The organism is Vibrio sp. 1-Bac 57, from assembly GCF_037546855.1.
In the GTDB taxonomy this organism is placed as follows: Bacteria; Pseudomonadota; Gammaproteobacteria; order Enterobacterales; family Psychromonadaceae; genus Psychromonas.
In genome coordinates this window covers 1-26,456 of record NZ_JALAAC010000013.1, presented here as the reverse complement: position 1 = coordinate 26,456, position 26,456 = coordinate 1, and the positions used below count along the sequence as shown (strand labels likewise).

General features: G+C 36.8%; 20 protein-coding genes and 1 pseudogene. 9 read left to right on the top strand and 12 right to left on the bottom strand.

The genetic code is table 11. The features are described 5' to 3' along the window. Positions 1-20 precede the first annotated feature (20 nt). Positions 21-986, bottom strand: coding sequence for a Gfo/Idh/MocA family protein (locus MT391_RS10240; RefSeq protein WP_499497866.1), 966 nt, complete (start codon positions 984-986; stop codon positions 21-23). Between the two features lie 66 nt (positions 987-1,052). Between MT391_RS10240 and MT391_RS10235 the strand changes: the two genes are divergently transcribed. Then, a complete protein-coding gene (locus tag MT391_RS10235) occupies positions 1,053-1,514 on the top strand; it encodes a DUF2919 domain-containing protein (protein ID WP_499497864.1) in 462 nt (153 codons plus the stop codon). Between the two features lie 112 nt (positions 1,515-1,626). Here the strand turns inward: MT391_RS10235 and MT391_RS10230 are convergent, their stop codons facing one another. From MT391_RS10230 to fabB, 7 genes are all read right to left on the bottom strand, one after another. Then, positions 1,627-2,913, bottom strand: coding sequence for an NAD(P)/FAD-dependent oxidoreductase (locus MT391_RS10230; protein ID WP_205962951.1), 1,287 nt, complete (start codon positions 2,911-2,913; stop codon positions 1,627-1,629). A 288-nt stretch (positions 2,914-3,201) separates the two neighbouring features. After that, a complete protein-coding gene (gene ycfP, locus MT391_RS10225) occupies positions 3,202-3,741 on the bottom strand; it encodes an alpha/beta hydrolase YcfP (protein WP_499440287.1) in 540 nt (179 codons plus the stop codon). Between the two features lie 263 nt (positions 3,742-4,004). Then, the gene (gene nagZ, locus MT391_RS10220; RefSeq protein ID WP_166369353.1) at positions 4,005-5,024 is read right to left on the bottom strand and encodes a beta-N-acetylhexosaminidase; all 1,020 of its coding nucleotides are present in this window, start codon (positions 5,022-5,024) and stop codon (positions 4,005-4,007) included. 164 nt (positions 5,025-5,188) lie between these two features. Beyond that, positions 5,189-7,885: a FimV/HubP family polar landmark protein gene (locus MT391_RS10215; RefSeq protein ID WP_499497862.1), complete on the bottom strand. Its 2,697-nt coding sequence runs from the start codon at positions 7,883-7,885 to the stop codon at positions 5,189-5,191. Between the two features lie 132 nt (positions 7,886-8,017). Next, entirely contained in the window at positions 8,018-9,031 is a 1,014-nt protein-coding gene (locus MT391_RS10210; protein WP_499497861.1) for an aspartate-semialdehyde dehydrogenase, read from the bottom strand. A 9-nt stretch (positions 9,032-9,040) separates the two neighbouring features. Then, complete coding sequence (locus MT391_RS10205) at positions 9,041-10,180, bottom strand: 4-phosphoerythronate dehydrogenase (RefSeq protein WP_499497859.1); 1,140 nt, start codon at positions 10,178-10,180, stop codon at positions 9,041-9,043. Between the two features lie 257 nt (positions 10,181-10,437). Further along, entirely contained in the window at positions 10,438-11,652 is a 1,215-nt protein-coding gene (fabB, locus tag MT391_RS10200) for a beta-ketoacyl-ACP synthase I (protein WP_166369345.1), read from the bottom strand. A gap of 113 nt (positions 11,653-11,765) precedes the next feature. Between fabB and mnmC1 the strand changes: the two genes are divergently transcribed. The 5 genes from mnmC1 to oleD all read left to right on the top strand — a co-directional run bounded on the left by mnmC1 (position 11,766) and on the right by oleD (position 18,798). Further along, positions 11,766-13,892, top strand: coding sequence for an FAD-dependent 5-carboxymethylaminomethyl-2-thiouridine(34) oxidoreductase MnmC1 (gene mnmC1, locus MT391_RS10195; protein WP_499497857.1), 2,127 nt, complete (start codon positions 11,766-11,768; stop codon positions 13,890-13,892). Between the two features lie 153 nt (positions 13,893-14,045). Beyond that, positions 14,046-15,095 (top strand): 3-oxoacyl-ACP synthase III, encoded by a 1,050-nt coding sequence (locus MT391_RS10190; RefSeq protein ID WP_299663381.1) that lies wholly within the window; start codon positions 14,046-14,048, stop codon positions 15,093-15,095. Between the two features lies 1 nt (position 15,096). Continuing rightward, on the top strand, positions 15,097-15,978 hold the full coding sequence (locus MT391_RS10185; protein ID WP_499497855.1) for an alpha/beta fold hydrolase: 882 nt from the start codon (positions 15,097-15,099) through the stop codon (positions 15,976-15,978). Further along, complete coding sequence (gene oleC / locus MT391_RS10180) at positions 15,979-17,676, top strand: olefin beta-lactone synthetase (RefSeq protein WP_499497853.1); 1,698 nt, start codon at positions 15,979-15,981, stop codon at positions 17,674-17,676. Between the two features lie 48 nt (positions 17,677-17,724). Continuing rightward, complete coding sequence (oleD, locus tag MT391_RS10175; RefSeq protein ID WP_499497852.1) at positions 17,725-18,798, top strand: 2-alkyl-3-oxoalkanoate reductase; 1,074 nt, start codon at positions 17,725-17,727, stop codon at positions 18,796-18,798. 123 nt (positions 18,799-18,921) lie between these two features. Here oleD and MT391_RS10170 read toward each other — a convergent pair whose 3' ends face one another. The 3 genes and pseudogenes from MT391_RS10170 to MT391_RS10160 form a co-directional block, all read right to left on the bottom strand. Beyond that, a complete protein-coding gene (locus tag MT391_RS10170) occupies positions 18,922-19,446 on the bottom strand; it encodes a YgjP-like metallopeptidase domain-containing protein (protein WP_499440272.1) in 525 nt (174 codons plus the stop codon). 300 nt (positions 19,447-19,746) lie between these two features. Then, positions 19,747-20,769, bottom strand: a complete 1,023-nt coding sequence (locus MT391_RS10165) for a CobW family GTP-binding protein (RefSeq protein ID WP_499497851.1) — start codon at positions 20,767-20,769, stop codon at positions 19,747-19,749. 420 nt (positions 20,770-21,189) lie between these two features. Beyond that, positions 21,190-21,748: pseudogene (locus tag MT391_RS10160) on the bottom strand (amidohydrolase family protein); the annotation flags it as partial. A gap of 288 nt (positions 21,749-22,036) precedes the next feature. On the opposite strand from MT391_RS10160, the gene sbmA reads away from it, so the two are divergent. Next, a complete protein-coding gene (gene sbmA, locus MT391_RS10155; protein WP_499497850.1) occupies positions 22,037-23,272 on the top strand; it encodes a peptide antibiotic transporter SbmA in 1,236 nt (411 codons plus the stop codon). A 509-nt stretch (positions 23,273-23,781) separates the two neighbouring features. On the opposite strand, the gene MT391_RS10150 is transcribed toward sbmA, so the two are convergent. Then, positions 23,782-24,234 carry a LysR family transcriptional regulator gene (locus MT391_RS10150; protein WP_499497848.1) on the bottom strand — a complete coding sequence of 151 codons (453 nt, stop codon included), beginning with the start codon at positions 24,232-24,234 and terminating at the stop codon, positions 23,782-23,784. A 435-nt stretch (positions 24,235-24,669) separates the two neighbouring features. Between MT391_RS10150 and MT391_RS10145 the strand changes: the two genes are divergently transcribed. After that, positions 24,670-25,446 (top strand): HalD/BesD family halogenase, encoded by a 777-nt coding sequence (locus tag MT391_RS10145; RefSeq protein WP_499497846.1) that lies wholly within the window; start codon positions 24,670-24,672, stop codon positions 25,444-25,446. 470 nt (positions 25,447-25,916) lie between these two features. Beyond that, complete coding sequence (locus tag MT391_RS10140; protein WP_499497844.1) at positions 25,917-26,267, top strand: RidA family protein; 351 nt, start codon at positions 25,917-25,919, stop codon at positions 26,265-26,267. Positions 26,268-26,456 lie beyond the last annotated feature (189 nt).

Sequence of the window (26,456 nt, the reverse complement as noted above, 5' to 3'; positions counted from 1 at the left end):
TCAGTCAAAATTGTTAAGGCTTATTTGTGCAGCGATAAATTGCTTACCAGCTTTAATACTTGATCACAAATTTGGTGCGTGATCAAAATGTCCTCAGCAATACTTTTATTAAACAAACCAATCTGTAGTTGCTGTAACCAATCTTCAATTAATGAAACGAAACCTCGCTTATATAAAGTTTGCTCCCAATCATTAAACGATAAACGTTTGAATTGTTGTTGTTGATAAACCTCACCTTCATTCAAGTTGTCAACCTGCCAACTACTATCTTTAATGGTTGCCGATATTCTTTCTTGATTGATTCCAGCGATACGGTTCATATTGGCATTCACAATTGAAAATTGGCTCTGCCATGATACTTGTAGATTTGCTAATGAATCTGATTCAAATTGAGCCATTACATTTATATGCTTGGGATGAAAATTAGACTCACCTTCTAAGTAACGCACAGTATCAATAACATGTATAAAGTCGTCAAAAATAAAAGTTTCGGCTGCAGCAGGTAAATTAAATCTATTTTTTTGTACTGTGATATTTTTATTTGCAGTAACATTTTCACTTAATGATGATTTAATTTGCTGCACCAGTGGGGAGAAACGACGATTAAATCCCACATAAATTAAAACATTATATTGCTCTGCTAATTGTATTAATAAATTAACTTGCTGAATGTTATCGCTTAAAGGTTTATCTACATAGACTGCAATATTATGCTCAATAGCAAGCTTTGCGAGATGATAATGAGCAGATGTTGCGGCGTGGATCATTATCGCATCAGGTTTGCTTTTAAGTAACATCTGATAATCATCAAACACTTCTTCAATTCGATATTTATCTGCTAATAATGACAATGTGTTAATATTTCTAGAACAAAGTACGGGCGTTATTAGTGGATGATGCGCAATGATCGGCAAGTATGCTTTTTGAGCAATATCACCTAGCCCGACCATCGCAATGCGTTTTTTAATTAGATTATTTTCGCTCATTAACAATTCCTATTAGTATTCACCAGCACTTTCAATAATAATGAGATAAAAATTATTGAGTCAGCTATGAAAAAACGTTTATATGCATTACATCATTATACAGAATCCGGTGATTTAAAGGCGCCTCCCATACTGTTATTTATTTTGTTATTCCTTTCTAGGACATGGGTATTATTAATTATCTCTGTCGCTTCACAACAAACAGGTAATACACTACTACAAATTTTTTATCCTGAAAAAAGTCATTTCTATTTAGGCTTATCAGTCGGCGTACTCCCAGTACTTATTTTTGTTATTTCAGGACGTCGTCACGCACAGGACAAATGGGCAATACGTTGTTGGCCTTGGTGTTTCTTTCTTATTTTATTAACCACTTTCAGTGATTTAGCATTGCAGTTATATTATTTATATATGATGCATTTTACCTATTCAGTCGCTGCATCTTTACAAATAGTGTTGGTTACCTGGAGTTGTTTATATCTGTTCAAAAGTAAACAACTAAGAGATTGCTTTAACATTACAAATTAAAAAGGCATGAACAAAAATGCCTCAAACAAAGTGAGGCATTTTATTATTTTGAAAGCGTTAAAAATAAATAAGTCGCATTAGCAATAAATAATGAAACTTTAAGAGTTTAGATTTAATGTAACTTTAAGCGTGGACGTAAAACACGGTTAATACGTTCAACTAAAGTCATTAAGCCAGTTCGAATATAACCATGTAATGCAACTTGGTGCATACGATATAAGGAAATATAGACAACACGAGCTAAACGCCCTTCTATCATCATAGAACCTTTCATTAAATTCCCCATTAAACTACCCACTGTACTGTAGTTACTTAATGAAACTAATGAACCGTAATCAGTATATTTATAATCAACTAATGGTTTATTATTCAATGTAGCTAAAATATTTTTACCCACTAACGATGCCATTTGATGAGCAGATTGAGCACGAGGAGGAACAAAGCCACCACTTGGTAATGCACAACTTGCACAGTCACCAATCGCATAGATATCTTTATCTAAGGTAGTTTGCAATGTTTGTTTAACTATTAACTGGTTAATTCTATTGGTTTCTAAACCTGCCAATGATTTCATGTAATCAGGTGCTTTAATGCCTGCCGCCCATACGATCAGATCTGCTTTGATCAACTCACCAGATTTAGTTAACAACCCTTCAGAGTTTGCTTCAGTAACCATAGTATTAATACGTACATCTACACCTAGTTTTAGTAACTCTTGATGTGCTGATGCTGAAATACGTTTAGGTAAGGCAGGTAAAATACTATCACCCGCTTCTATTAAGCTAACATGTAAATCTGCACTTTTAATATGTGAGAACCCATAGCTAGAAACTTGTTTAAGTGAATTATATAGTTCCGCAGATAGCTCTACACCCGTTGCGCCAGCACCGATAATTGAAACATTTACAGATTTTGTTTCTTGAACTCCTAACTGCAGGTATTTGTTTAACATGCGATGATGGAATTTTTTGGCTTGTTGTGGACTGTCTAAGAAAATGCAATGTTCACGCACTCCTTTAGTATTAAAATCATTACTGACACTACCTAACGCCATCACTAAAATATCATACTCAACTTCACTAGCTGGTAATATCATAGTGCCTTCTTCATCTATCAAAGGGTCAATTGAAATAGTTTTTTTAACGCGGTCAAGATTACGCATTGCGCCAAGTTTGAAGTTAAAATGATGGTTAGTTGCGTGAGCACGGTAACTTACCGCATCAATACCGTCATCTAATGATCCGGCTGCAACTTCATGTAAAAGAGGTTTCCACAGGTGAGTACTATTTTTATCCACTAGCGTGATATGCGCTTTTTGTTTACGCCCTAATTTATTGCCTAATTTAGTTGCTAACTCTAACCCGCCAGCACCACCACCAACTATTACTATTTTCTTCATAACCACCTCAATAATTTAATTTTTTTACGAAAAACAACTTATTTTGTGACAAAAAGTATTCTTTTGTAAAAAAACTGACCTAGATCTTATTATTAAGAATTTAAGGTTATAAAAAAAGGCGACTCAAGTCACCTTATTTTATAGTTTGATTGTCAATAATGTTACTTGAAAGCTATTTTAGCTAGGAAAAGTAAAATTATTACCGTAAGAAGTGATTAACGCCTGCGAATGTTATACTTATTGAGTAGATAAATCCTGTGCAAAATATCTACATATACGGATTATATATCAATCATCTTTGAATTTTTTAATTGTCTGAAGGTGAGCTGCAATATCAGAAAATTTATGACTTTGTTTATCATCAACAATAATAGGGTAATAATTCGATAACTCATAATCACCAATTTCGGTGTTTCTGACCAAATCCGTTGCAGATAAAATGCATAAACAATTAGGTTTATTTTGCTCTCTAAAGTCACTAGCGCATTTAGTTGCGATATCTAAATATTCTTCAGGCCATTCAATACGACCAACCATATTATCTTCAGGGTGTAAATTAGGATTAAAAATAACTTGTTTAATACCACATAAAAAGCCTATACGTTCACTCCAATATCCACCTAAGCCTACACCACAAATCAGTGGAGATTTGTCATCACTATCTTGCACATGTTGATGTACCTCTTTGAGGATGTGGCTCATATCATGCTTAGGGTGAATAGTACTGTAATGAACAAAACGAACATCTTGATCAATGAATTTTAATTGCATCACTTTCTCGTGATTACCAGGGCTCGTCGCATCAAAACCGTGTAAATATATGATCATTTTTAAATTCCGCCTTTATTATTCTTAACTGTTATTTAGCGATCTGTCTTTTGAGTCTATAAAGCTTGCTAACGTTATTTTATTTTTTAAAAATTAGTGAGCAAGTCTTATTGTGATATTAGTAGTATAACTAAATCTCATTGCTAGTGCCTAAATTAAAAAATACTCTCAAAACCGGCACACAAACTAGCTTAATCTAGTCTAAGTAAATTGTTTCAGAGTGCAAGCCTTGCTTAATACTAATTAGACTCGCTTAGCAGTATTTAACTTTGATCAGAAAATTCAAGTAGTAAGCGCTTATTTTTCAACCAAATTTGGTTCTTTTGTAAGGGCAATTTAAGTTTGTTTTTTTGTGCAAGTAGCGACAGAATTAGTGATTCATTATTTCTATCATCAGTTAATGTTAATCCGTCTAAAATTTGCATCGCGGCAGGTGTGTCATTACACGCTAAAATAAGATCGCAACCAGCATTGATAGCACTTTTAGCTCTTGAAAGGTGATCACCTACAAAACTAGCACCATGCATTGAAATATCATCACTAATTATTGCGCCTTTAAAGCCTAATTGCTGCTTAAGGATTTTCTGCAGCCAATACTCAGAAAATCCACAGGGTAAATCATCGCATTGAGAATAGACAACATGTGAAGGCATGACCGCATCTAACTGACCGGCTTTAATCAACTCGATGAAGGGTTGCATATCATTGTTAAATATTTCCGACTCACTGCGTTTATCAACGGGCAATGCAATATGAGAGTCTGCTTTAACACTACCATGGCCAGGAAAATGCTTACCTGTACTCGCCATACCCGCTTCTCTCATTCCATCAATATAAGCACTTGCTATTAAACTAACTTGATCATGGTGTTGGCTAAAGCTACGTTCTCTAATAACATCAGAAATTCCGTTAATATCCAACACAGGTGCAAAGCTTAAATCAATATCACAGGCTAGTAATTCACTGGCCATCACAAAAGCACTGGCTTTTGCTAATTTCACAGCTACTTGTAAATCATCAGATTGCGTTAATAAGTCTCCACATGCAGGTAACGATGTAAACCCTTCTCGGAAACGTTGCACTCGCCCACCTTCATGGTCTACAGCAATGATAATCTGGCGTTTTGCATAAAAGCGGATTTGCTGCACTAGTTCTTTTAATTGCACAATGTTGTCAAAATTACGGGTAAACAAAATTACCCCCGCCACTAAGGGATGAGCTAAATATTCTTGTTCTGAAGGTGTTAAAGAGACCCCTTCCACATCCAAAATAATTGGTCGCATACTATTTATTCCAATTTAAAAAAAAACCAGCAATGCTGGCTTTTTAGATAGACAAATATCGGGTTAAAAGACTAGTGAGCTATGTTTAAAAAAATTTGCTCAATTAAGCTTTCCAGATAATTAAGATACTTAGTTTATCTGTTTAATCGATTGATTTAAAAATATTATTTAATTCTTGCAAGTAATTTTTGAACCTCTTTTAATTTATCATCTGACGCAGTGGTTAATAATTTGTTTAAAATATCTTTGGCCCCTTCTTTTTCATCGATTTCTAAATAAGCGCGTGCCAAATCTAACTGTGCAGCCATACCATCATCATCGCTATCAAACTCGGTGAATGATTCAACCACATCCGGGAATTCATCAAGACCAAACTCTAGATTAAAGTCTTCTTCGTTTATAACATCGCCTCCACTACTTGTTAATAATGTGTCGATATCAATAAATTCATCGTCTTTACTTTTATCTATTGTAGGTAATTCAACGTCCTCATCAAAGGCACCCTGACTTAATTGTTCTGCTAAAGAATTTTCTTCGCTTTCACCGACTTGATCATCTGATTCTTCATCATCTGATTGGTCACTTAATTGCTCTACATCAGTTTGAGCTTCTTCTGCTGCATCTAACTCGGAAATGCTTTGGTCAACACTTTTTAAAGTCGAAAGATCGACATTTTCAAATTCACTTAAATCGTCGTCAATAATGTCATCTGTATTAACTGTTTCACTTGACTCGTCTGATTCTGTTGATTCAACAACAGTCTCGTTGGCCGCTTCAACTTCTTGATTAATCAGTTCGTCGATATCATCAACGGCTTCACTTGAAGTTTCTGGTTTAACTGCTTCAGTTGGTTCGCCTGATTCAGTTGATTCAACAACAGTCTCGTTGGCCGCTTCAACTTCTTGATTGATCAGTTCATCGATATCATCAGCGGTTTCACTTGAAACTTCTTGTTTAACTGATTCAGTTGGTTCGGCTAATTCAGCCGATTCAACACCAGTCTCATTCGCCGCTTCAACTTCTTGGTTGATAATAGGATCAATATCATCAACGGTTTCACTTACAGCTCCTGGCTTAATTTCAGTAGCGGCTTCTTGCTCAAGCAGTGCATCAATATCATCTACTGCTTCACTGGCAATGTCTTCTTTAGCTTCAGATTCAACTTCTGCTTCTTGTTCTATTTGAGAATCGATATTGTCTACGGTTTCACTTACATCTTCTGGTTTGACTTCTTCTGTATCGACTTCATTTTGCTCAGTATCAGCTATAGAGGTAGCGACATCTTCTTCTATTTCTTTTTCAGTGTCAGCGCCTTCGGCAAGTTGTGTTTCCCATTCAGCTGCTAAATCTAAATCTTCTTGGTTAATGTCAGCATCTAATGAAAGGTCAACTTCAGATAACTCGATAACCTCTTCTTTACCTTCAATTAGAGAATCGATGTCAAAATCTTCGCTATCAATTAACTCTGCTATACCAAAAGGATCATCTTCATTAGTTTCAGGTTGCGTAAATTCATCATTATTTTCAATTACTGGACTTTCTATTTCAGTATCATCAGGGCTAGCAAGCTCGATTACTTCATTGTCATCAACAACTTCATTATCATTAATAATCTCGCTTTCAACTATATCGAAATCACTATCACTTTCTGCGATCAGTGAACTTTCATCTTCTGTTGATTCCTGCGGTTCTGCTTCGAGAGGAACTGCTGCAAGCTCAACATCTTCAGTGAACTCTATATCATTACTGATTTCTTCGTTTACCTCATCTTCATCCAGATCATCTGTTAATAAAGAATCAAACTGACCGTCTTCTTCCATCAGAATAGAAGTCGACTCCGCAATCTCTTGCTCTCTTGATGCAAGCTCTCGTTTAGACTTTAAACGTAAGAAAATTAAGAAAACAGCAATCAGAAATAATAAAGGGGCTAAAATTGTTAGCATTAAGCTTGAAATAGAAGCAGTCATGGTCCGTAATATTTCATTCAATAAACCTGGGCCACTAAAAGGAGGTTCTTCAAAAGCTTCTATTTGTTGGCGGTATTGGTCAATTATTGCCTGTAATTCTTCTTGAGTGGCAATATCTTCCTCTACTTGTTGTGCAAGGCTATTAACTTGATCTGTTAATGGTTGTAATTTTAGTTTTAAACTTTGATTGGCTTCTGTGGCAACTATTAGTTGCTCGCTCAATAATTGGAACTCTTTTTCTTGATCGACTAACAACTTATTTTTTGCTTCTAAAGCAGAAGCTTTATCTAACGCCTCTTTTTTTAACTGATCAATAATTTCAGGTTCAACGACCTCGGTTGATTCAGCCTCAATTTTATTAGTTTCATCTTCGTTGACTTGTGTTTGTAATTTTTCAGTCTGTGTAATCACCGGTTCAACGGGTGCCGTTTCAATTATCTCTTTTTTAACAACTGGTTTTGTTACTTTTGGTGCAGGTTTACGTGGTCTTAATAACTGCTCTGCTTCTTTATTCGTTTGTTGTGCTATGAAGGCTTTATTCGGTATTGTTATCACCGATCTAGGTATAATTCTATTAATGTCACTTTGATAAAAAGCACTGGGATTTGCTTTGTATATAGCCACTAAAGTCTGAAATACAGACACACTCGAATCGGGACGCAATTTTGACGCAATAGACCACAAAGTTTCACGAGAAGAGATAGGTCCATACTTTGATATTACCGGAGAAGTGGCCGGTGTGGATGTAGTATTTGACGAAGGTGCTTGAATTGTCTCAGCGGGTTGTGCTAATTGGTCTTGATCATTAGGACCAACTAAATCAACACTTTGTACAAGAGGTACATTGAATAACAATGGAGAACAGAAAACTAGACTAAGCAAAATGCGCTTCATAAACGTTCCTTGTGAGGAAAAGCTGAATAATAATGACTATATAATAAACTAGGACAAGTAATAGAAGATGTTTAAAGCAAGTAATAAGGCTAGAATTGAGATCTAGCCCACTTTAACGTAATTACTACAACTTTATAGATAGGTGAAAGCTAGTTTTTCCATTACTAACACTGCATTAGTTGCAATTCCGTAATGAACATTATCAGCACAAACCCACATATTAATACCAGCAGCATCACAGGTATCTTTACGTAAACGCCCCACGTGAACTTCAACATTACCGACTACATCATCAATCATATTAGCGTAATCACCAACTGATTCTGATAATACAATGTTGTCACTATGGTGTAGCGCATTTGCAACTTCGCTCAGCTCAACAGGATAATGGGTTACAACATGAACCGCTTGCGAACAACCATAAAACATAGGTACAACAACCTGTGTTGTCGACACCACCATTTCAGGGTCATTTAGTAAACGTCTTGTTTCAGCCATTAAACGTAGCTCAGAAAAAGCAATACCATCTTCATCAAACTCATCAATTTGTGGAACAACATTAAAAGCGATTTGTTGCTTAAATTTATGCTGCTCTATTCCTTTAGCATTCAATAATCGTGCCGTTTCTCCCGCCAATGCTGTGACGCCATCTTTACCAATACAAGAAACTGATTGAAATCCAGCAACGGTGACACGTTTAATACCTACTTCTTGATGGATTTGTTTAATAGCCAGCGTTAATTGTGCTGTTTCAGGACTTGGGATCGCAATAATATTTGACTCGCTATAACGAGTAATATCATCTTCATTAATTCCCATTTGCACTAATGGCACAGTTGGATCTTCTAAATAATAACCACTGATATCGATCACGACACAATGCTCTTTAGCTACAGGTATCCATTGCATTGCAACATCACGGCCAGAAAGAAATAAAGCAATATCCACTTGTTCCCAGTCAAAAGATTCAATTTCAATAACATCAACAGGCTTGCCTGAATACATCACCGAGTTTGTATCGCTTTCACCAATACTGAGAGGGAACAGGTTATTAATTGGGAAGTCACGTTTTAAAAGTACTTCCAGTGTTGCTTCTATACAACCATCAATTTCACCAATGAGTGCAATGTTATATTCTTTGTTCATGTCGACCTTTTATTTTTTATTTACTGTAAAACCGATTCTGTTTAAATCAATTGCTTTCGAACTAGGACTAATAGTATCTATTAAAGTAAGTGTTAATGTAGATAATTCCCTACGCTCAGGATAATTTTTCCGCATTTGATCAAAGCCATTCAGATCATTTACTTTTGCTCTAAATAACGCATCATCTCTGCGCACATCATATATTAAATGTACTAAAGATTTTAACAATTCTGCACTAATGCTAGCCGAAATAGTTATTTCGGTAATATTTGCTTTATCTTTAAAATCAAGACTATTTAAAGTTGGCGATACATTTAAATGTTGGTTAAGTGCTTGGTATAACATTTCAGTGCCGCGTACACGACCATCTAAGCTATAACCGGCTATATGTGGCGTTGCAAGTTCAACATAAGGTAATAATGCTTTTTCTATATTAGGTTCATTTTCCCACACATCCAATACTAATATGGGGGCCTTTTCTTGTTGTGCCAGTGATAATAGAGATTGATTATCAACTACCTCACCACGACAAGCATTGATTAATATTTGTTCACAGTTCAACTTCTGAAGTACACCTTGGTCAAAGAGATGAAATGTTTTATACTCGCCATCCATCGTTTTTGGCACATGCAAAGAGATAATATCAGCAGCGAGAACATCATCAAACTCACAAAACTCTCTTTGATCACCAGCAGCTTGTAGTGGTGGATCATACAATTTACAAGCCACACCAACTGCCGTTAAGCACTCGTAAACCGCACTACCCGTATTACCAGCACCAACAATCGCCACTGTTTTATCATTTAATACAAACTGTTTACGCTCTGCTAAAATTAATAGAGCACTAAGTACATATTCCGCAACCGAAATTTTGTTACAGCCTGGCGCACTACTAAAAGTAATATTACGTTGCTTTAAATACGCTTGGTCAATATGATCTGTGCCGATAGTTGCAGTCCCAACAAACTGAATACGTTCGTTCAGAGCAAGTAAGCCTTCATTGACCTTAGTGATTGAACGTACTAATAAGATATCAGCATCTTTTAACTGTTCTGCTGTTACATTACGACCTGAGAAAGTAATGACTTCCCCAAAACTGTTAAAGAAATCTTTGCCATGCGGCATATTCTCGTCAATATAAATTTTCATATTCATTTAACCAATTTAATTTGTACAAATCATATCTTGAATTGAAGTAACCAGTATTCGCTTTTGCTTTTTAAAAAATCATTTATTACAACCACTCTTAGCCGTCAGGTTACATTGAGCCAAGTTAAGTTAAAATAAGTGAAATTAAGTTATTTTAATGACCTATAAGCAAAAACTACGCTGAGCTTAAGTGCTTTAACAAACTAGTAAAACAAAAAAAGGAGCCTAGGCTCCTTTTTTAATTACAATATTAAACTTTATTGATGACGTTTAAAAATTAATGTTGCGTTAGTTCCACCGAAACCAAAGCTATTAGACATAACGATATCTAATTTAGCAGCTTCTGATTTATTTTTAACGATTGGCAAGTTAAGCGCTTTCTCATCAACTTCTTCAATATTACAAGAAGGAGAAATAAAGTCATTTTCCATCATTAATATACTGTAAATTGCTTCATGAACACCCGCAGCACCTAGTGAGTGTCCTGTTTGTGATTTAGTTGAGCTAATTTTGGGAGCATCGTTACCAAATACAGCATTAATTGCTTCTAACTCTTTTACATCACCAACAGGGGTTGATGTACCATGAGTATTTAAGTAATCAACTTTACCTTCAACTGTGGCAAGTGCTTGTTGCATACAACGTATTGCTCCTTCACCAGATGGCGCGACCATGTCGTAACCATCTGACGTTGCGCCATAACCTACGATTTCAGCATAGATTTTAGCGCCACGAGCAAGGGCATGCTCTAATTCTTCAACAACAACCATACCGCCGCCGCCAGAGATAACAAAACCATCGCGTTTTGTATCATAAGTACGAGATGCTTTATCTGGCGTTTCATTATATTTACTTGAAAGAGCGCCCATTGCATCAAACTCACAAGCCATTGTCCAATCTAACTCTTCACCACCACCGGCAAAAACAATATCTTGTTTGCCAAGTTGGATCTGTTCAAGGGCATGACCAATACAGTGCGAACTTGTCGCACAAGCAGAACTCATTGAGTAGTTGATACCTTTAATTTTAAATGGTGTCGCGACACAAGCCGAAGTAGTACTCGCCATCGTACGCGGTACCATATAAGGACCAACACGACGAACGCCTTTGTCTTTCATAATTTGGCATGCATCAACTTGGTTTTTTGAAGAACCTCCGCCTGAGCCTGTCACTAAACCAGTACGTACATTAGAAACCATGTCTTCTGGTAATTGAGCATCTGCAACTGCTTGCTGCATTGACAAATAAGTGTATGCAGCTGCATCACCCATGAAACGCATTACTTTACGATCAATATGCTCTGAAGGATTTATTTTTAAATCACCCCAAACTTGGCTACGCATCCCAACTTCTTTGAATTGTTCAGAAAATGTAATGCCTGACTTGCCACTTTTAAGTGATGCTAATACTTCTTCTTTATTGTTACCTATACTAGAAACAATACCGATACCTGTAATTACTGCTCTTTTCATTATTAAGCCTTTATTGCTTGAGGGACTAATTATATGATCATCAAAAGTAAACCAATTTTCTTAAATCAACCTGACTGTTATGAAATATGATCGCATATATAGAGGAATATAACTTGTCTCAAGCCAAAAACAATATAATTAAGCATGCACAACTTAACTGGTCAGATCAGTCAGAGCCATATTCGACTATGTTTGATGATATCTATTTTAATAATAATCAAGGTCACTGCGAATCTCAATATGTTTTTTTTGAAGGCAACCATTTAGCTCACAGATGGGTTAATTTTAAGCAAAAACAGTTCTGTATTGTAGAAACTGGCTTTGGTTCGGGTCTCAACTTTCTTAATAGTGCGCAACAATTCATCAATTTCAAAAAAAACAATATAGAAAAACCACTGCAACGTTTACATTTTATTAGCTTTGAAAAATACCCACTTACTAGCAATGATATTCAGTTAAGCCTTAAAAAATTGCCACAATTTAGCAACTTGCTTGAATCTCTTGTGGTGCAATATCCGATGCCACTACTCGGATGTCATCGATTATTCTTTGATGGTGGCAATATTATTTTGGATTTATGGTTTGGTGATATTAATGAACAAATCGACAACCTAAGTAATACCCACAATGGTATTGCTGATGCTTGGTATCTCGATGGTTTTAATCCCAGCACTAATCCAGATATGTGGCATCTAGCATTATTTAAAAAAATGGTAGCATTATCTAACCCTCAAGCAACATTAGCCACTTTTACTGCGGCAGGTTTTGTAAGAAGAGCGTTGAACGAGTCCGGTTTTATTATGCAAAAGCGAAAAGGTTACGGGAAAAAACGTGAAATGCTTGTAGGGTATATTCCTGAAGCGAATCCCATTGATAACCATGTAGCGTTCTCAACAGGAACAACTAGAGCAACCCCCAACCAAGCAGATGACATCGCTATCATTGGGGGTGGTATTGCAGGATTATGCTCCGCCCTTGCATTAGCAAAACGCGATCATAAAGTAACTGTTTATTGTGCGGAGTCAACATTAGGCACAGGCGCGTCTGGTAATTTACAAGGAGCCTTATATCCTCTTTTGAATGGACAACATGATGCACTTGGACAATTATTCAGTAATGCCTATCAGTTCGCTTTGAATTTTTATCATGAAGTTAATCAACATCATCCTTTTTCACATCAATTTAATGGATTAATTCAGCTCGCATACGACTCAAGCTCGACGAAAAAATTACAAAAGATAAAAGAAGCAGGTTTGCCTGAACAATTAGTGCATTGGATAGATACAAACTCAACAAACCAATTAGCAGGTCTAGAAATTGACCACCCTGCTTTATATTATCCACGAGCAGGATGGTTGAGCCCTCGACAATTAATAAACTCGTTAGCGCAGTTATTAGCTGAATATGACAATGTCACTATTCATTGTAATCATCATATTGAACAGATTAGTTATAACCAGCATGCAAATGATAATGAGCAATGGATATTAAAAAGAAAGCGTACTAGTATTTCAAAAAATGCCCAACCTGAAAATACCTTAGATATATCACTACAGACAACCCCAGAGCAGAGCCAAACAGAGAACGTAACAGAAAATACAGATACCTTTAAACATCAAACTCTGGTGATTGCGGCTGGTTTTGATTCACTTAATTTTCAACAGTGTAGAGCCGTTCCTCTTTCCGCTGCGCGTGGTCAAGTCAGCCATATCGACTCGACACCTGAACTGACAGCGTTAAAACGAACCCTTTGCCATGAGGGTTATTTAACACCTGAAATAGCGGCGCAACATTGTATGGGCGCGACATTTAAGCGCCATGATAGTGATACGGCTTATCGTGAAACAGAGCAAACAGATAATCACCAAAAATTGAAAAAGTGTATTACTGACAAAACATGGGTAGATAATATTGTGTTAAATGATCAAGCACATACCGCTATTCGCTGTACAACCCGAGACCATTTCCCCTATGTAGGTGAATTAACCGATTATGATAGCCTGAAAAAAAGTTATGAGATGGATGAGTCTGCCACCTACCCTATAGCATCGCTACCTAATGCTTACCTATTGACAGGTTTAGGTTCTCGAGGTTTATGCAGTGCTCCTTTATTAGCAGAGATTTTAGCAAGCAAAATAAACAAAGAAAGCTTACCTGTTGCTAATTATATTGATGAAAAAATGAAAATTCCGCGCCAATGGTTAAGTTATATAAGCAAAAACAAACCGTTAAAAGCTTAAAACTAGCTAATTTTCATCAAAACTAACAGTAATTAGAAGTCAGTTTAGGATTGGACTTTGTTAAACTCAGAATATACGGTAACCTACGCCTCCGGTTTAAGGGTTGATTAAATTGGTCCTTTTTGAAGCATTAATGAGAAAAATTACAACTTAATGAAATATTCCCGCGTTTATATCAATAGTATGGCTTATGAATTAGCCCCAGAAGTCGTTTCAAGTAAAGATCTAGAAGCTCGTCTTGCGCCTTTATATCAAAAATTACGTATACCAGCTGGTCAACTCGCTGCCTTAACGGGCATTGAAGATAGACGTTGGTGGCCTAGCGATCATCGCTTATCAGATGGTGCAATTGAAGCAGCAAAAAAATCTTTAAATGAAACAGGCATTAATGTAGAAGATATTGGTGCAGTTGTTTATACGGGAGTATGTCGCGATCAACATGAGCCTGCTACAGCTTGTCGTATCGCTGCTGAAATTGGTGTTAATAAAAGTACCGCTATTTACGATATTAGTAACGCATGTTTAGGTGTGTTATCGGGCATTTTGGACATCGCTAACCGTATTGAATTAGGCCAGATAAAAGCCGGTTTAGTTGTCTCCTGCGAATCCGCAAGGCATATTGTAGATATTACTATCGACAACATGATTTCTAACCCAACTATTCAAAACTTTTCACAATCATTGGCCACTTTAACTGGTGGTTCTGGTGCGGTAGCAGTATTGCTGACCGATGGTTCATTGCAGTTAGATAACCAACGTCAACATAAACTATTAGGTGCTAGCCACCTCTCTGCGCCACAACATCATGATTTATGTAAATGGGGCTTACAAGAAGTGGGTCTTAAATTACACCGAGAATTTATGCGCACTAATGCAGTCCCATTACTGAAAGAAGGTGTCGCCTTAGCACTTGATACTTGGCAACATTTTTTAACACAGCAACAATGGACAGTAGACAGCGTCAATAAGGTGATTTGTCATCAAGTTGGTTCTGCCAATCAAAAACAGGTACTTGCTGCATTAAATATTCCCGTGGAAAAAGAATTTCCGACTTATCAATACCTCGGTAACATGGGAACCGTCTCACTGCCGGTTACTGCTGCATTAGCAGATGAACAAGGATTCCTACAAAAAGGTGATAATGTCAGCTTCTTAGGAATAGGCAGTGGTTTGAATTGTATGATGCTTGGATTGGAGTGGTAACATGAGTCTTGATAATTTATTGCCCTTCAAACGCAATTTTCTAGATCTAAATGGTCAAAAGTACCATTACTTAAATGAAGGTTCTGGCGAACCGGTTGTGATGGTACATGGTAACCCTAGTTGGTCATTCTATTACCGAAATTTAGTGAGCGCGTTAAGTGCACAATATCAATGCATTGTTCCGGATCATATCGGTTGTGGTTTATCAGACAAACCATCGGATAAAGACTATGACTATACCTTGGTACAACGCATCGATGACCTTGAAACCTTATTGGATAGCCTTAATATAAAAAAAAATATTACCCTAGTCGTACATGATTGGGGAGGCATGATCGGAATGGGTTATGCAGCACGTCACCCAGAGCGAATTAAACGTTTAGTTATTTTAAATACAGCTGCGTTTAATTTACCAAAATCTAAAAAATTCCCTATCCCATTATGGATTTGTAGAAATACGTATTTAGGTACGGTACTTGTGCGTGGCTTTAATGCCTTCTCCTCTGCCGCTTCATACGTAGGCGTAAAACGTAATAAAATGCCTAGTGACATTCGTCAAGCCTATGTTGCTCCTTTCAACTCATGGAAAAATCGTATTTCAACACTAAGATTTGTGCAAGATATTCCGTTATTACCACATCATCGTAACTATCAGTTAGTGGAAAGTATTGATGCAGGTTTACAACAATTTCAGAATATTCCGACTGTCATTTGTTGGGGATTGCAGGATTTTGTTTTCGATAAACATTTTTTAAGTGTTTGGAAACAAAAAATGCCACACGCACAGGTACACGAGTTCGCCGATTGCGGGCATTATATCCTTGAAGACGCAAGTCATGAAGTGATCGATATAGTGAAAAAATTTATGGATAAAAACCCATAAATGTACAATGCACGTAAGTCATTAAAGAAAAGCACTAAAAACCAAAAAAACAAAGGAAACTTGTGCCGCCACTTAGTGACAGCCTCGAAAGAGTTTCCTGAAAACCTTGCGGTTAGCGTACAAAAAAAGACCTTAAAAGGCTTAACTTATCAACAGCTAAGCTTTGCTGAGTTGCACCAACAAAGTGATGATATCGCCTATGCACTAAACCGGTTGGGTCTTAAAGCAGGAGACAAAGCGGTATTAATGGTTACCCCAAGTATCGCATTTTTTAACCTTACCTTTGCTCTCTTCAAAACAGGTATTATTCCCATCTTAGTTGACCCTGGAATGGGGGTTAATAACCTCAAGCAATGCTTTGAAGAGTCACAACCCGACGCTTTTATCGGTATTCCAAAAGCACACCTCGCACGATTGCTTTTTTCATGGGGCAAGCAAACCATTAAACACGTTATTAATGTTAATGGTCCGGCCTTTTTTGGTGGTATTCAACTATCGAGTTTATTAAAAAAATACCCTCGCGCTAAACCCTACTCAATGCAACAACTTAAGCCCCATCAGTTAGCTGCTATTTTATTTACTAGCGGTAGCACAGGAACCCCTAAAGGGGTGGTTTATAGCCATAGTATGTTTGAAGCGCAAATCAGTGTGTTAAAAAATGATTATCAAATTCAACCGGGTGAAGCGGACTTAGCGACTTTTCCATTATTTTCACTATTCGGCCCCGCGTTAGGAATGACTTCGATAGTGCCTGAGATGGATGCCAGTCAACCCATTAAAGCTAATCCAAACTATATTTTTGCCGCTATCGAAAAATATCAATGTAGTAATCTATTTGCAAACCCCGCTTTATTAGATGTGTTAGGCCAAGCAGGACAGAAACAACAACACACTTTACCTACTATTAAGCGTGTTATTTCTGCTGGAGCCCCCGCTTCTTTAGACGCAATTAATCTATTTAGTCGCATGTTAAGTGATGATGCAGAAGTGATTAACTCCTATGGTGCGACAGAATCATTACCAATCAGTAAAATCGGTAGCCAACAATTATTAACCACCACTAATATTACCGAACAAGGTGGTGGAATTTGTGTGGGTCATGCAATTGAACATGTTGATATAAAAATCATTAAGAACACTGAGCAAAACATAAATACATGGCATGATCAGTTAATATTAGCCCCCTTTGAAATAGGTGAGATTGTAGTAAAAGGTCCACAGGTCAGTGCCGCCTATTACCATCGTCAGCAAGCAACAACACAGGCTAAAATTAAAGATGGTAATAGTGTGCGTCACCGTATGGGCGATTTAGGTTATCTGGACGACCAAGGTAAATTATGGATGTGTGGTCGCAAAGCCCATCAAGTTTTGTCTAGTCACCGTGAGTGTAATAAACCTTACTATTCTATTCCCTGTGAGCGCATATTTAATACACATAAAAGCATTAAACGAAGTGCATTAGTGGCTGTAGTTATAGATAAAAAAGTCACTCCGGCTGTTTGCATCGAAGTTGAAAAAAGCAATACTTATGATTCAGCTCGTTTATTTCATGAATTAAAAGAGATAGCTAACCTGCATACACAAACACAAGGTATTGAGCTGTTTTATATCCATAAAAAATTTCCGATGGATATTCGCCATAATGCTAAGATATTCAGAGAAAAATTAGCGCTATGGGCACAGCAACAAATTGAGTAGATTCAATACGGCACACTTAGCCAACTACTAGCGACAACGAGATAAATTATGGCGATAACTCCCCTTCTCTTTTCTGAGCTTCACCCGAAGCTACAACTTGCACTAACAGAGCTTCGCGAACAGGTTGATTGTGTACTTGTTACCGGTGCAGGTGGCTTTTTAGGGACGGCATTATGCCGTTGTTTACGCGCAGCGAATATTAAAGTCGTTGGGTTTGCTCGTGGTCATTATCCGCATTTACAAGCACTCGGTGTAACCTTAATTCAAGGTGACCTGCAGGATAAACAATCATTGATTAATGCAATGCAAGGTTGCTCCCTTGTATTCCATGTTGCCTCAAAAGCAGGAGTATGGGGAAACAAACAAAGTTACTTCAAACCCAATGTAATAGGCACTGACAATGTTATTGAAGCATGTCGAATCAATAACATTAATCGACTAGTGTATACCAGTACACCTAGTGTCACTTTTAGTGGAGATGATGAAGCTAATATTGATGAATCACAACCCTATGCAAAACAATTTCTTAATTTTTATGGTTTATCAAAAGCCGTCGCAGAGCAGAAAGTGCTGCAACAAAATACAGCAAATTTAAAAACAGTTGCCTTAAGGCCGCATCTTATATGGGGACCAGGCGATCCACATTTAGTGCCTAGAGTAATTGAGCGTGCTAAGGCAGGTAAATTAAAACTAGTGGGGAAAATAGATAAATTAGTGGATACTATTTATATTGATAATGCCGTTTATGCCCATCTGCTTGTTGCAGTAGAATTGAATAAAGAAAACGCACAGTGTGCGGGAAAAGCATATTTTTTAAGTAACGATGAACCTATTTTAATGGCCGCAATGCTTAATAAGATCTTATCAGCGGCTAGCTTACCAAAAGTCACAGCCAGAGTATCGAGTCACCTTGCCTATGTTGTTGGTACTCTATTAGAATGGTGGTACTTACGCACCGGCAATACTAATGAACCAATCATGACTCGTTTTGTAGCAAAGCAACTTTCCACCAGCCACTACTTTAATATAAGTGCAGCAAAACAAGACTTTAACTACCAAGCATTAGTGACAATAGATCAGGGGATGGCGCAATTAAAAGATCATTTGAGAACGACTGACTAAGCGGTAAATTAGCTGCATTCCATTTAGCTTAGCCTGTTTCATTTAGCTTCATTTAGTTTAATCTGACTCACTAAATAAGTTAACCTACAGTTATCGCAACACTATGATAGTGTTGAAGATAAACTAGTAAATCCCACCTTTCAACTCCAACTGCGTTAGATACAAGCGCATTTCAAACTCTAATTGATGGTAATCCGGTAACATATGCTCACACAATTGGTAGAAAGCTTTATCGTGATTTTTCTCACGAATATGACTTAACTCATGAACCACAATCATCTCTAAAAAAGGTTCAGGCGCCACTTTAAAAACTTCGCTCACACGAATTTCGTTTTTACTTTTTAATTTACTACCCTGTACTCTTGAAACAAAAGTATGTAAACCCAGTGCGTTGTTCACTACATGGATTTTTTTATCATAGATAATTTTACTCAGCGGCGATGACTTGCGTAAATAACGATTTTTAATATCCAATACATAATCACGCAATAATTTATCATTATTAATATTATGTTGTTCAGGGTGTTTTTTTAATAAAAACTCCCCTAATTTATCTTGCTCGAGTAGTGTCTGTATTTGAGTTTGCACCTGTGGTGAGTACGCAGAAAGATATTTAAGTGTGGCAGCTTGATTTAATGGTTTAGACATATTCGAATCTTTAGGTAAATAATGAAATTATAACTTACATATTTTTAATAATGTAATGATAAGTTTAATAGTAAGTTAAGGCAGTAAAGTTTCTATAAAATAACGTTTTACTCTTTATTTTTTATAATCACTCGTGTTTATCTGGCGATCAACAGTCTCATTACACTTTCTATTACAGTTTTGTCACTAAAATTAAAAACTCAGTTGAACAGCTATTTACGTAATTATTAATGATATACGACCTTGAAGGTTTAATTAGTCGAAATATGTGAAAAAGGCTTGTTAAGACCTTTTGTGGAATCACTTAATACACTTTAATAATTGTATTTCAAACAACTCATCAATAGTATTATTGATCAATTCAACTCGACTTTCCGAACACTCATCTAATACAACTTCAGTAAGTTGACCTGCAGTGAAATTATACCCAAAAAGACCTTTATCGGTAATCATAACGGCTTTCATACGATCAACTTTTAACTCTGTTAATAACAAGGTTAGCTTCTGATACTCAAATACTTTATCAGATGAGAAACGCCACCCGATACTATAAAAACCTTCACCTTCATTAATAGCTTTAAGCATGCCACTCTCTGGAATAGTCGCCTCTGAAGCAAGTGGTTTACTATGTAGATGATGATGGTGGTGGTGATGCTGATGGTGTTCATGATGTGAAGATTTTTCATGAATAATAGCATCGCCTTCAAGCTCCGCGAGCAAAAAGGCACCGTGTTCTGCCAATATCACTTTCGTATTGGGGCGACTCACTCTTGCGACATAAGCTGTTAGTTTGCCTAAATCCGCCGCTTGATAAAGATCCACTTTGTTACCGACAACAATATCTGCAATGGCAATTTGTTGGTTGAAGGTCTCATGATTGGTATATCGCGCGTCAGATAAATTACGAGCGTCGACTAAAGTAATGTTTTTGTGTAGTGATAATACGTCACGATAATGGGTTGAAGTTAATACTTCCATCACCTCTTTTGGATGACCTAGTCCTGTTGGCTCAATCAATAAACGATCTGGATTTGCTTTCAATAGCAACTGATTAAGTGCGATTTTCATGGGTAAACCAGCAGCGCAGCACATGCAACCACCCGCGACTTCACGGATGAATACTTTCTGTTTATCAATTTTTTGCCCTTTCACTAAACTACCATCGACACCAATCTCTCCAAACTCATTAACTAATACGGCCCAACGTTCGTCATCAGGTTTATTTGCAAGTAGATTCAAAATAGCCGATGTTTTCCCTACGCCAAGAAACCCCGTAATAATATTAGTTGGAACCCCTAAAATCGGCTGATTTTCAAAACTCATTAATAATTCCCCTATAACCTTGTACAAATGATTTATTTGCAGACACAACAAACTCTGAAAAAGTTGAAGACTTGGGCCGTTCTACCGAGATATTTTTCAAAATTATCGCCCCTTGAGTAATAGAACTATGTTAATAGAACTATGTTAATAGAACGGTGTTAATAGAAGAACCATGATCATAGAAAATCGATCGCATATAATACCTGGGGAATCTGTTTTTAAATGAATGATAACATTAGTATCAGAAAGCGCTTTACTCAGATACTTAAAGATATTGTTTGTTAGTACTAAATATATTAACTGTTGTCCATGAAGGCTTAATTATACACATAGGTGATTAATGATATCTACATTCTAGAATGAGTCCTACTAAACGTCGAACTGTAACCTCATTCCTGAAGCAGTTTTTCCGTCCACTTGTTAATTTGCATACACCAAATCACCATTAACTCAAGTATGTTTGATTTGTGCTGAAAACGAGTGCCCTGAAAACGGCGACCAACCACAGTGATATAAACTATTTTCATTGCTAACCACTGTTGGAATTTTTGTATCTACCAAGACTAAGTCGGCATAAAAACCTTCTCGAATAAATCCACAATCTTTAATCCTATAACGAATAGCAGGATTATGTGCGGTTTTTTCAACGATTTTAGCGATGCTCATGTGCCTTTTTTCACTTGGTCAAATAAACTGTTCAAGGCATGTTGAACTAAAGGCAAACCTGTTGGTGCTTGAGCATAAGGAACGTGTTTTTCATCCTAAGTATGGGAAGCATGACCGGTCGCAATAATATCGATTTTATCGGTATTCAATGCCTTCACAACATCTCACGATCACTTCCATATTTAATGGCAGGGTTGCATTTTATTTGGTTGCCAAGCTGTGCATAATCTTTATTGCTAAACCAAAAATGATGTACACAAGCTTCAGCGGTGATATGTTTATTTTGAATAGGCCCTGCGTCAAACAATGCGATTTATTGATTAACATGGATTAGCACCTTGCCCCTACCTTATTAAATTTTTACTAATAGACATGATGATTGGTTACAAAAGTCGATGACCTTAAGTTGAACAAAGTATCGCTATTTAACTAATCGAACAATGGAAAATATCACTATGGAATTACTCGAATTACTGATCATTTCTTAAAACACGATTAATTTTTTAGTGGTGAGAACTTGTTTATCTTTTTTATTGAAAATGCAATGATGCCAAACCTAACCCTATACAATCACTACAAAATTATAAGAGCCTACTCACCTATGTTTAAATCCTTTTTCCCCGATCCTAAGATTTTTTTCATCTCTGTATTGATATTTTCCGGACTTACTTGCGCTGTTTGGTATGGGTACAATGAACAGATGGCCGCTTTGCTCGATCTTGATATAACAGACGCAGAACCTGTTATTGGCTTAAAACATTTTGTAACAGATTCATTTATATTGTTTTACGGTTATTACTTTGTCTGTACAGCGTTGTTTGCAGTTGCTTGGTTCAAGATGTCTCCGCATAAGTGGCAATGGTGGTCAATTATTGGCTCATCAACCATATTGTTTTCGACTTACTTCTCAGTTCAAGTGTCGGTTGCGATTAATAATTGGCGCCGTCCCTTCTTTGATTTAATTCAATCATTATTAAAACCTGTTGGAAGTGATGCACCGATAGAAGCTGTTAATGCACAAGCCACTAGTACAGCAACTGGGCAATTGTTCGATTTGTTAATTGTATTTGGAGAAATCGCTTTTTTAGCTATTTTCATCTTCGTTGCAACGCGTTTCTTGGTCAGCCATTATATCTTTCGCTGGCGAACGGCCATGAATGATTATTACACTGCACATTGGCTTAAATTAAGGAAAGTTGAAGGGGCATCGCAGCGTATTCAAGAAGATACGATGCGTTTTGCCTCTATTATGGAAAACCTTGGAGTGGCATTAGTGGAGGCGATAATGACATTATTTGCTTTTCTACCTGTGCTATGGAGTCTATCTGAATACGTCTCTGAGTTACCAGTAGTTGGTAAAATTGCACATCCCCTCTTCTATGCAGCATTATTTTGGTCAATCTTTGGCACTGGTTTATTAGCATTGATTGGTATTAAGTTGCCAGGGTTAGAGTTTAATAACCAAAAAGTGGAAGCGGCATTTCGCAAAGAGTTAGTGTATGGAGAAGATAACGTTGAACGTGCCATGCCCATTACATTAAACGAACTGTTTTCAAATGTACGCAAGAATTACTTCCGTTTATACTTCCATTATATGTACTTCAACGTAGCGCGCATGTTGTATTTACAAGCAGATAATATCTTTGTGTTTATTTTGTTAGTGCCTACAATTGTTGTCGGTGCAATCACCTTCGGTATTCTTCAGCAGATCCTAACGGCCTTTGGTCAAGTTAGTAATTCATTTCAATACTTAGTAAATTCTTGGACTACCATCGTTGAATTATTGTCAGTACGAAAACGTCTCACTGCTTTTGAATCAACATTAGATAATGACTAACCGTCTTTACAGCCCCTCTCGAAATTTTATTGATGTTATTACAACTATAAAAGTTTAGTTTGGGGCTTTTCTTGCTATTCTCAAGTCACTGAACATAGTCACTTGAGCATAGTGACTTGAATATAGTCGCTTAAAATCGCTATTTTCACTTTGTTCGGTGCAATTATATATAGCATTAGCTCAGATTGGATTTGATATTGATAGCCTTTTTAGAAGTTATTATTACTTTTTACACATCTATTTAAGCATCCCTAAACTTATTGGCCTTACCTTATTGACCTTAGGTGCCGCAGCCATTCGTCCCATTGTGGTAAATTATTATTATCGTCTCCCCAATCTATATGAATCATTGGTAAGGTTAGTAAGTCATCAACACTCGAGTTTTCCTTTAGTGAGCCATTTAATTCCTTACTTACTGATCCAATTGATAGTTCTTTAAATAGCCCGTTTGTTAGTTCAGGGCTAACCACCATGGTGACAGTATCAGTAAATAACTTTTGTTTATGCATTCATGTGTATCCACTCTGACCAAAACTCACACACATGTCATAAGCGCTATGATTAAAGTTTATTTTTGTATGGCCGGCTTGAATACGAATTTCAATATCGGGATGTTTCTCCATCCACTCTAAAACAAGTGGCATTAACCACTTTTGTGCCACTGCGCTGATGGTCAATACATCTAGATGACGAAATTGAGTTAAATGCTGTTGCCCTAACCTCAACTCATGTAATCCTGCTTGTACAAACAGTATGTAACTTTCACCTGCTCTGGTTAATTTTACACCTGTTTTCGAACGATGAAACAAGGCAAGATCTAAATGCGATTCTAATGTTTGTATCTGTTGACTGATCGCAGCAGGAGTGACGTATAAATATTTGGCGGCGTTAGCAAAGCTTTTATGCTCAGCTGCGGCCTCGAATGCTAATAATGTGCCTAAGGGAGGTAAACGAGACTTCATCATGTTGCCTTATTATTATTTTATACAGATTAAATACCATGTGTTAAGTTTTACTTATGGTTGACGATAGAAATAATCACTTTTAACTGTAGCTATCATTAACTATTCTAATGTTAAATAAAAGGTAACTACTCAGCACCCATTAAAACTGAGTGCTTTTTACCAAAATAAAAACGTAAATGCTCAGGGCTAAGCTATTTATGCTTAGTTCAAGGCGAAAAAGCGCAGTTTAGTGGTTTAAATGAGCATTTTTCAACGAAGAAATAGGCTTAAATAGCGACGGCCTGAGTAGTTACAATAAAAGTTGCTCTCTTGTTAAGTTAGAAGTCGACATTATTCATTGTCACTTAGTAGCTCAATAATTACTTCTTGGATTGAGCAAAATAGCTTGAAGTTTAAGGTTTAAATAAAACTAAATATAATCAAGGAATTAAGATGAAGCTAAATCAAATTGTACAGTTAGATAAATTTCCTATTACTGACCCGGTGTTTATAAAACAATGTAAACATCAGCTAGATGCTGATGGTGCGTTAGTATTAGCTGACTTTTTATCTGACTCCGCGATCCAAGAAATCACACTGGAAGCAATAGCTAATCAACATCTCGCTTTCTATTCATCTAAAAAGCATAATGTTTATCTAAGAGAAGCTGACCCGACTTATTCAGATGCACATCCAAGAAACAGACAAATTACCTCATCAAAAGGTTGTATAACCGATGACCAGATCCCAGAAAATTCAGCATTAAAAACATTATATGATGATCCGGCATTTAGAACCTTTCTAGCAACTATTTTTAATGAAGTTAGATTATATAACTATGCAGATGACCTATCTTCTATAAACTTGCATTATGCGCAGCAAGGGCAAGAACTAGGTTGGCATTTCGATGAGTCTTCGTTTGCTGTCACCCTATTAATCCAAGCACCAGAATCTGGTGGAACCTTTGAATATATTGAGAATATGCGCGATGCAGATGCAGGAGAAATGAATTATCAAGGTGTGGAAAAAGTATTGGATAATGCATTAACCGTTAAAACGTTGATAGCACAAGCAGGCACGCTCACATTATTTAGAGGAAGAAATGCCATTCATCGTGTGACCCCTACCGAAGGCGAGACCACTCGGATATTAACGGTATTAGCTTACAACTCAAAGCCTAATGTTGCCTTATCTGAGTCTGCACGCATGACTTTTTATGGGCGCATTTGATAAGCCCGATAATTTAGGGTCTTAGCGCTTACTCAATATCAAGTAACAAAGTCACCTAACGTTGCAACGCATCTTCATTTATCGTGGATGCTAAGCAGTGACAACATCAAATTTCACAGGAGATTGAGCCAGTATAATTTCCACCAAATCTAGCCCTTTAATCGCAAGTGATAGGAAAGCAATGGAACCAGATGCAGCAAAATACAAAAGGAGATCTAAAAATATCAAGCAGAAAGCATTACGCTTCCTTCAAAAACATAGCATTTAAACCGGCAATTACACTTCAAAGAACACCTACTTGTATTAACGTTTCTTATATTATGCTTCTAATTTTAGACTACCTCCTTACTCCTCCATTTTTTTAAAGAAATTTAAATGGTGACTGGGATAAATAACCTAAAAAACTCGCCTTTTAATACTGACACGTTACAATTATTTAATATTTAAATAACATCAACGAGAGAGAAGTAATGATTGAACGTCAACAAACTAAACAACGCATGAGCCGTGTAGTAAAACATAACGGAACTGTTTATCTATGTGGTCAGGTCTGTGCCGATGCGACTAAAGATATTAAAGAGCAAACACAGACTATGTTAGATAAAGTAGATGAACTATTAATAGAATCAGGTAGTTCACGTGAGCATATGTTATCTGCCACTATTTACGTTAAAAATATGGCGTTACACTTTGCTGGCATGAACGAAGTGTGGGATGCTTGGGTTCCTGAAGGTCATGCGCCCGCCCGTGCTTGTGTTGAAGCAAGCATGGCAAGAGATGTATTGTTAGTTGAAATTTCTGTGATTGCAGCAGTTAAATAACTATCGTTTAAACAGTTATTTTAACATGTTACTTGGTTAGAAATAATACTGAATACCCATATCGATGCTAATAGTACTTGCATGCTGTAATAGCATCGATATGTTTCCCCTCTTTTATTACCGTTAGGAAAACAGAATGAGTTCTTTATTGCCTACACTACATCCTGTATTTGTTTCACAATTACCTGC

What these genes read in the sequence shown, in the direction of transcription:
- MT391_RS10240 (WP_499497866.1), bottom strand. Translation starts at nt 986, where the DNA reads ATGAGCGAAAATAATCTAATTAAAAAACGCATTGCGATGGTCGGGCTA.
- MT391_RS10235 (WP_499497864.1), top strand. Translation starts at nt 1,053, where the DNA reads ATGAAAAAACGTTTATATGCATTACATCATTATACAGAATCCGGTGAT.
- MT391_RS10230 (WP_205962951.1), bottom strand. Translation starts at nt 2,913, where the DNA reads ATGAAGAAAATAGTAATAGTTGGTGGTGGTGCTGGCGGGTTAGAGTTA.
- ycfP (WP_499440287.1), bottom strand. Translation starts at nt 3,741, where the DNA reads ATGATCATATATTTACACGGTTTTGATGCGACGAGCCCTGGTAATCAC.
- nagZ (WP_166369353.1), bottom strand. Translation starts at nt 5,024, where the DNA reads ATGCGACCAATTATTTTGGATGTGGAAGGGGTCTCTTTAACACCTTCA.
- MT391_RS10215 (WP_499497862.1), bottom strand. Translation starts at nt 7,885, where the DNA reads ATGAAGCGCATTTTGCTTAGTCTAGTTTTCTGTTCTCCATTGTTATTC.
- MT391_RS10210 (WP_499497861.1), bottom strand. Translation starts at nt 9,031, where the DNA reads ATGAACAAAGAATATAACATTGCACTCATTGGTGAAATTGATGGTTGT.
- MT391_RS10205 (WP_499497859.1), bottom strand. Translation starts at nt 10,180, where the DNA reads ATGAAAATTTATATTGACGAGAATATGCCGCATGGCAAAGATTTCTTT.
- fabB (WP_166369345.1), bottom strand. Translation starts at nt 11,652, where the DNA reads ATGAAAAGAGCAGTAATTACAGGTATCGGTATTGTTTCTAGTATAGGT.
- MT391_RS10190 (WP_299663381.1), top strand. Translation starts at nt 14,046, where the DNA reads ATGAAATATTCCCGCGTTTATATCAATAGTATGGCTTATGAATTAGCC.
- MT391_RS10185 (WP_499497855.1), top strand. Translation starts at nt 15,097, where the DNA reads ATGAGTCTTGATAATTTATTGCCCTTCAAACGCAATTTTCTAGATCTA.
- oleC (WP_499497853.1), top strand. Translation starts at nt 15,979, where the DNA reads ATGTACAATGCACGTAAGTCATTAAAGAAAAGCACTAAAAACCAAAAA.
- oleD (WP_499497852.1), top strand. Translation starts at nt 17,725, where the DNA reads ATGGCGATAACTCCCCTTCTCTTTTCTGAGCTTCACCCGAAGCTACAA.
- MT391_RS10170 (WP_499440272.1), bottom strand. Translation starts at nt 19,446, where the DNA reads ATGTCTAAACCATTAAATCAAGCTGCCACACTTAAATATCTTTCTGCG.
- MT391_RS10165 (WP_499497851.1), bottom strand. Translation starts at nt 20,769, where the DNA reads ATGAGTTTTGAAAATCAGCCGATTTTAGGGGTTCCAACTAATATTATT.
- sbmA (WP_499497850.1), top strand. Translation starts at nt 22,037, where the DNA reads ATGTTTAAATCCTTTTTCCCCGATCCTAAGATTTTTTTCATCTCTGTA.
- MT391_RS10150 (WP_499497848.1), bottom strand. Translation starts at nt 24,234, where the DNA reads ATGAAGTCTCGTTTACCTCCCTTAGGCACATTATTAGCATTCGAGGCC.
- MT391_RS10145 (WP_499497846.1), top strand. Translation starts at nt 24,670, where the DNA reads ATGAAGCTAAATCAAATTGTACAGTTAGATAAATTTCCTATTACTGAC.
- MT391_RS10140 (WP_499497844.1), top strand. Translation starts at nt 25,917, where the DNA reads ATGATTGAACGTCAACAAACTAAACAACGCATGAGCCGTGTAGTAAAA.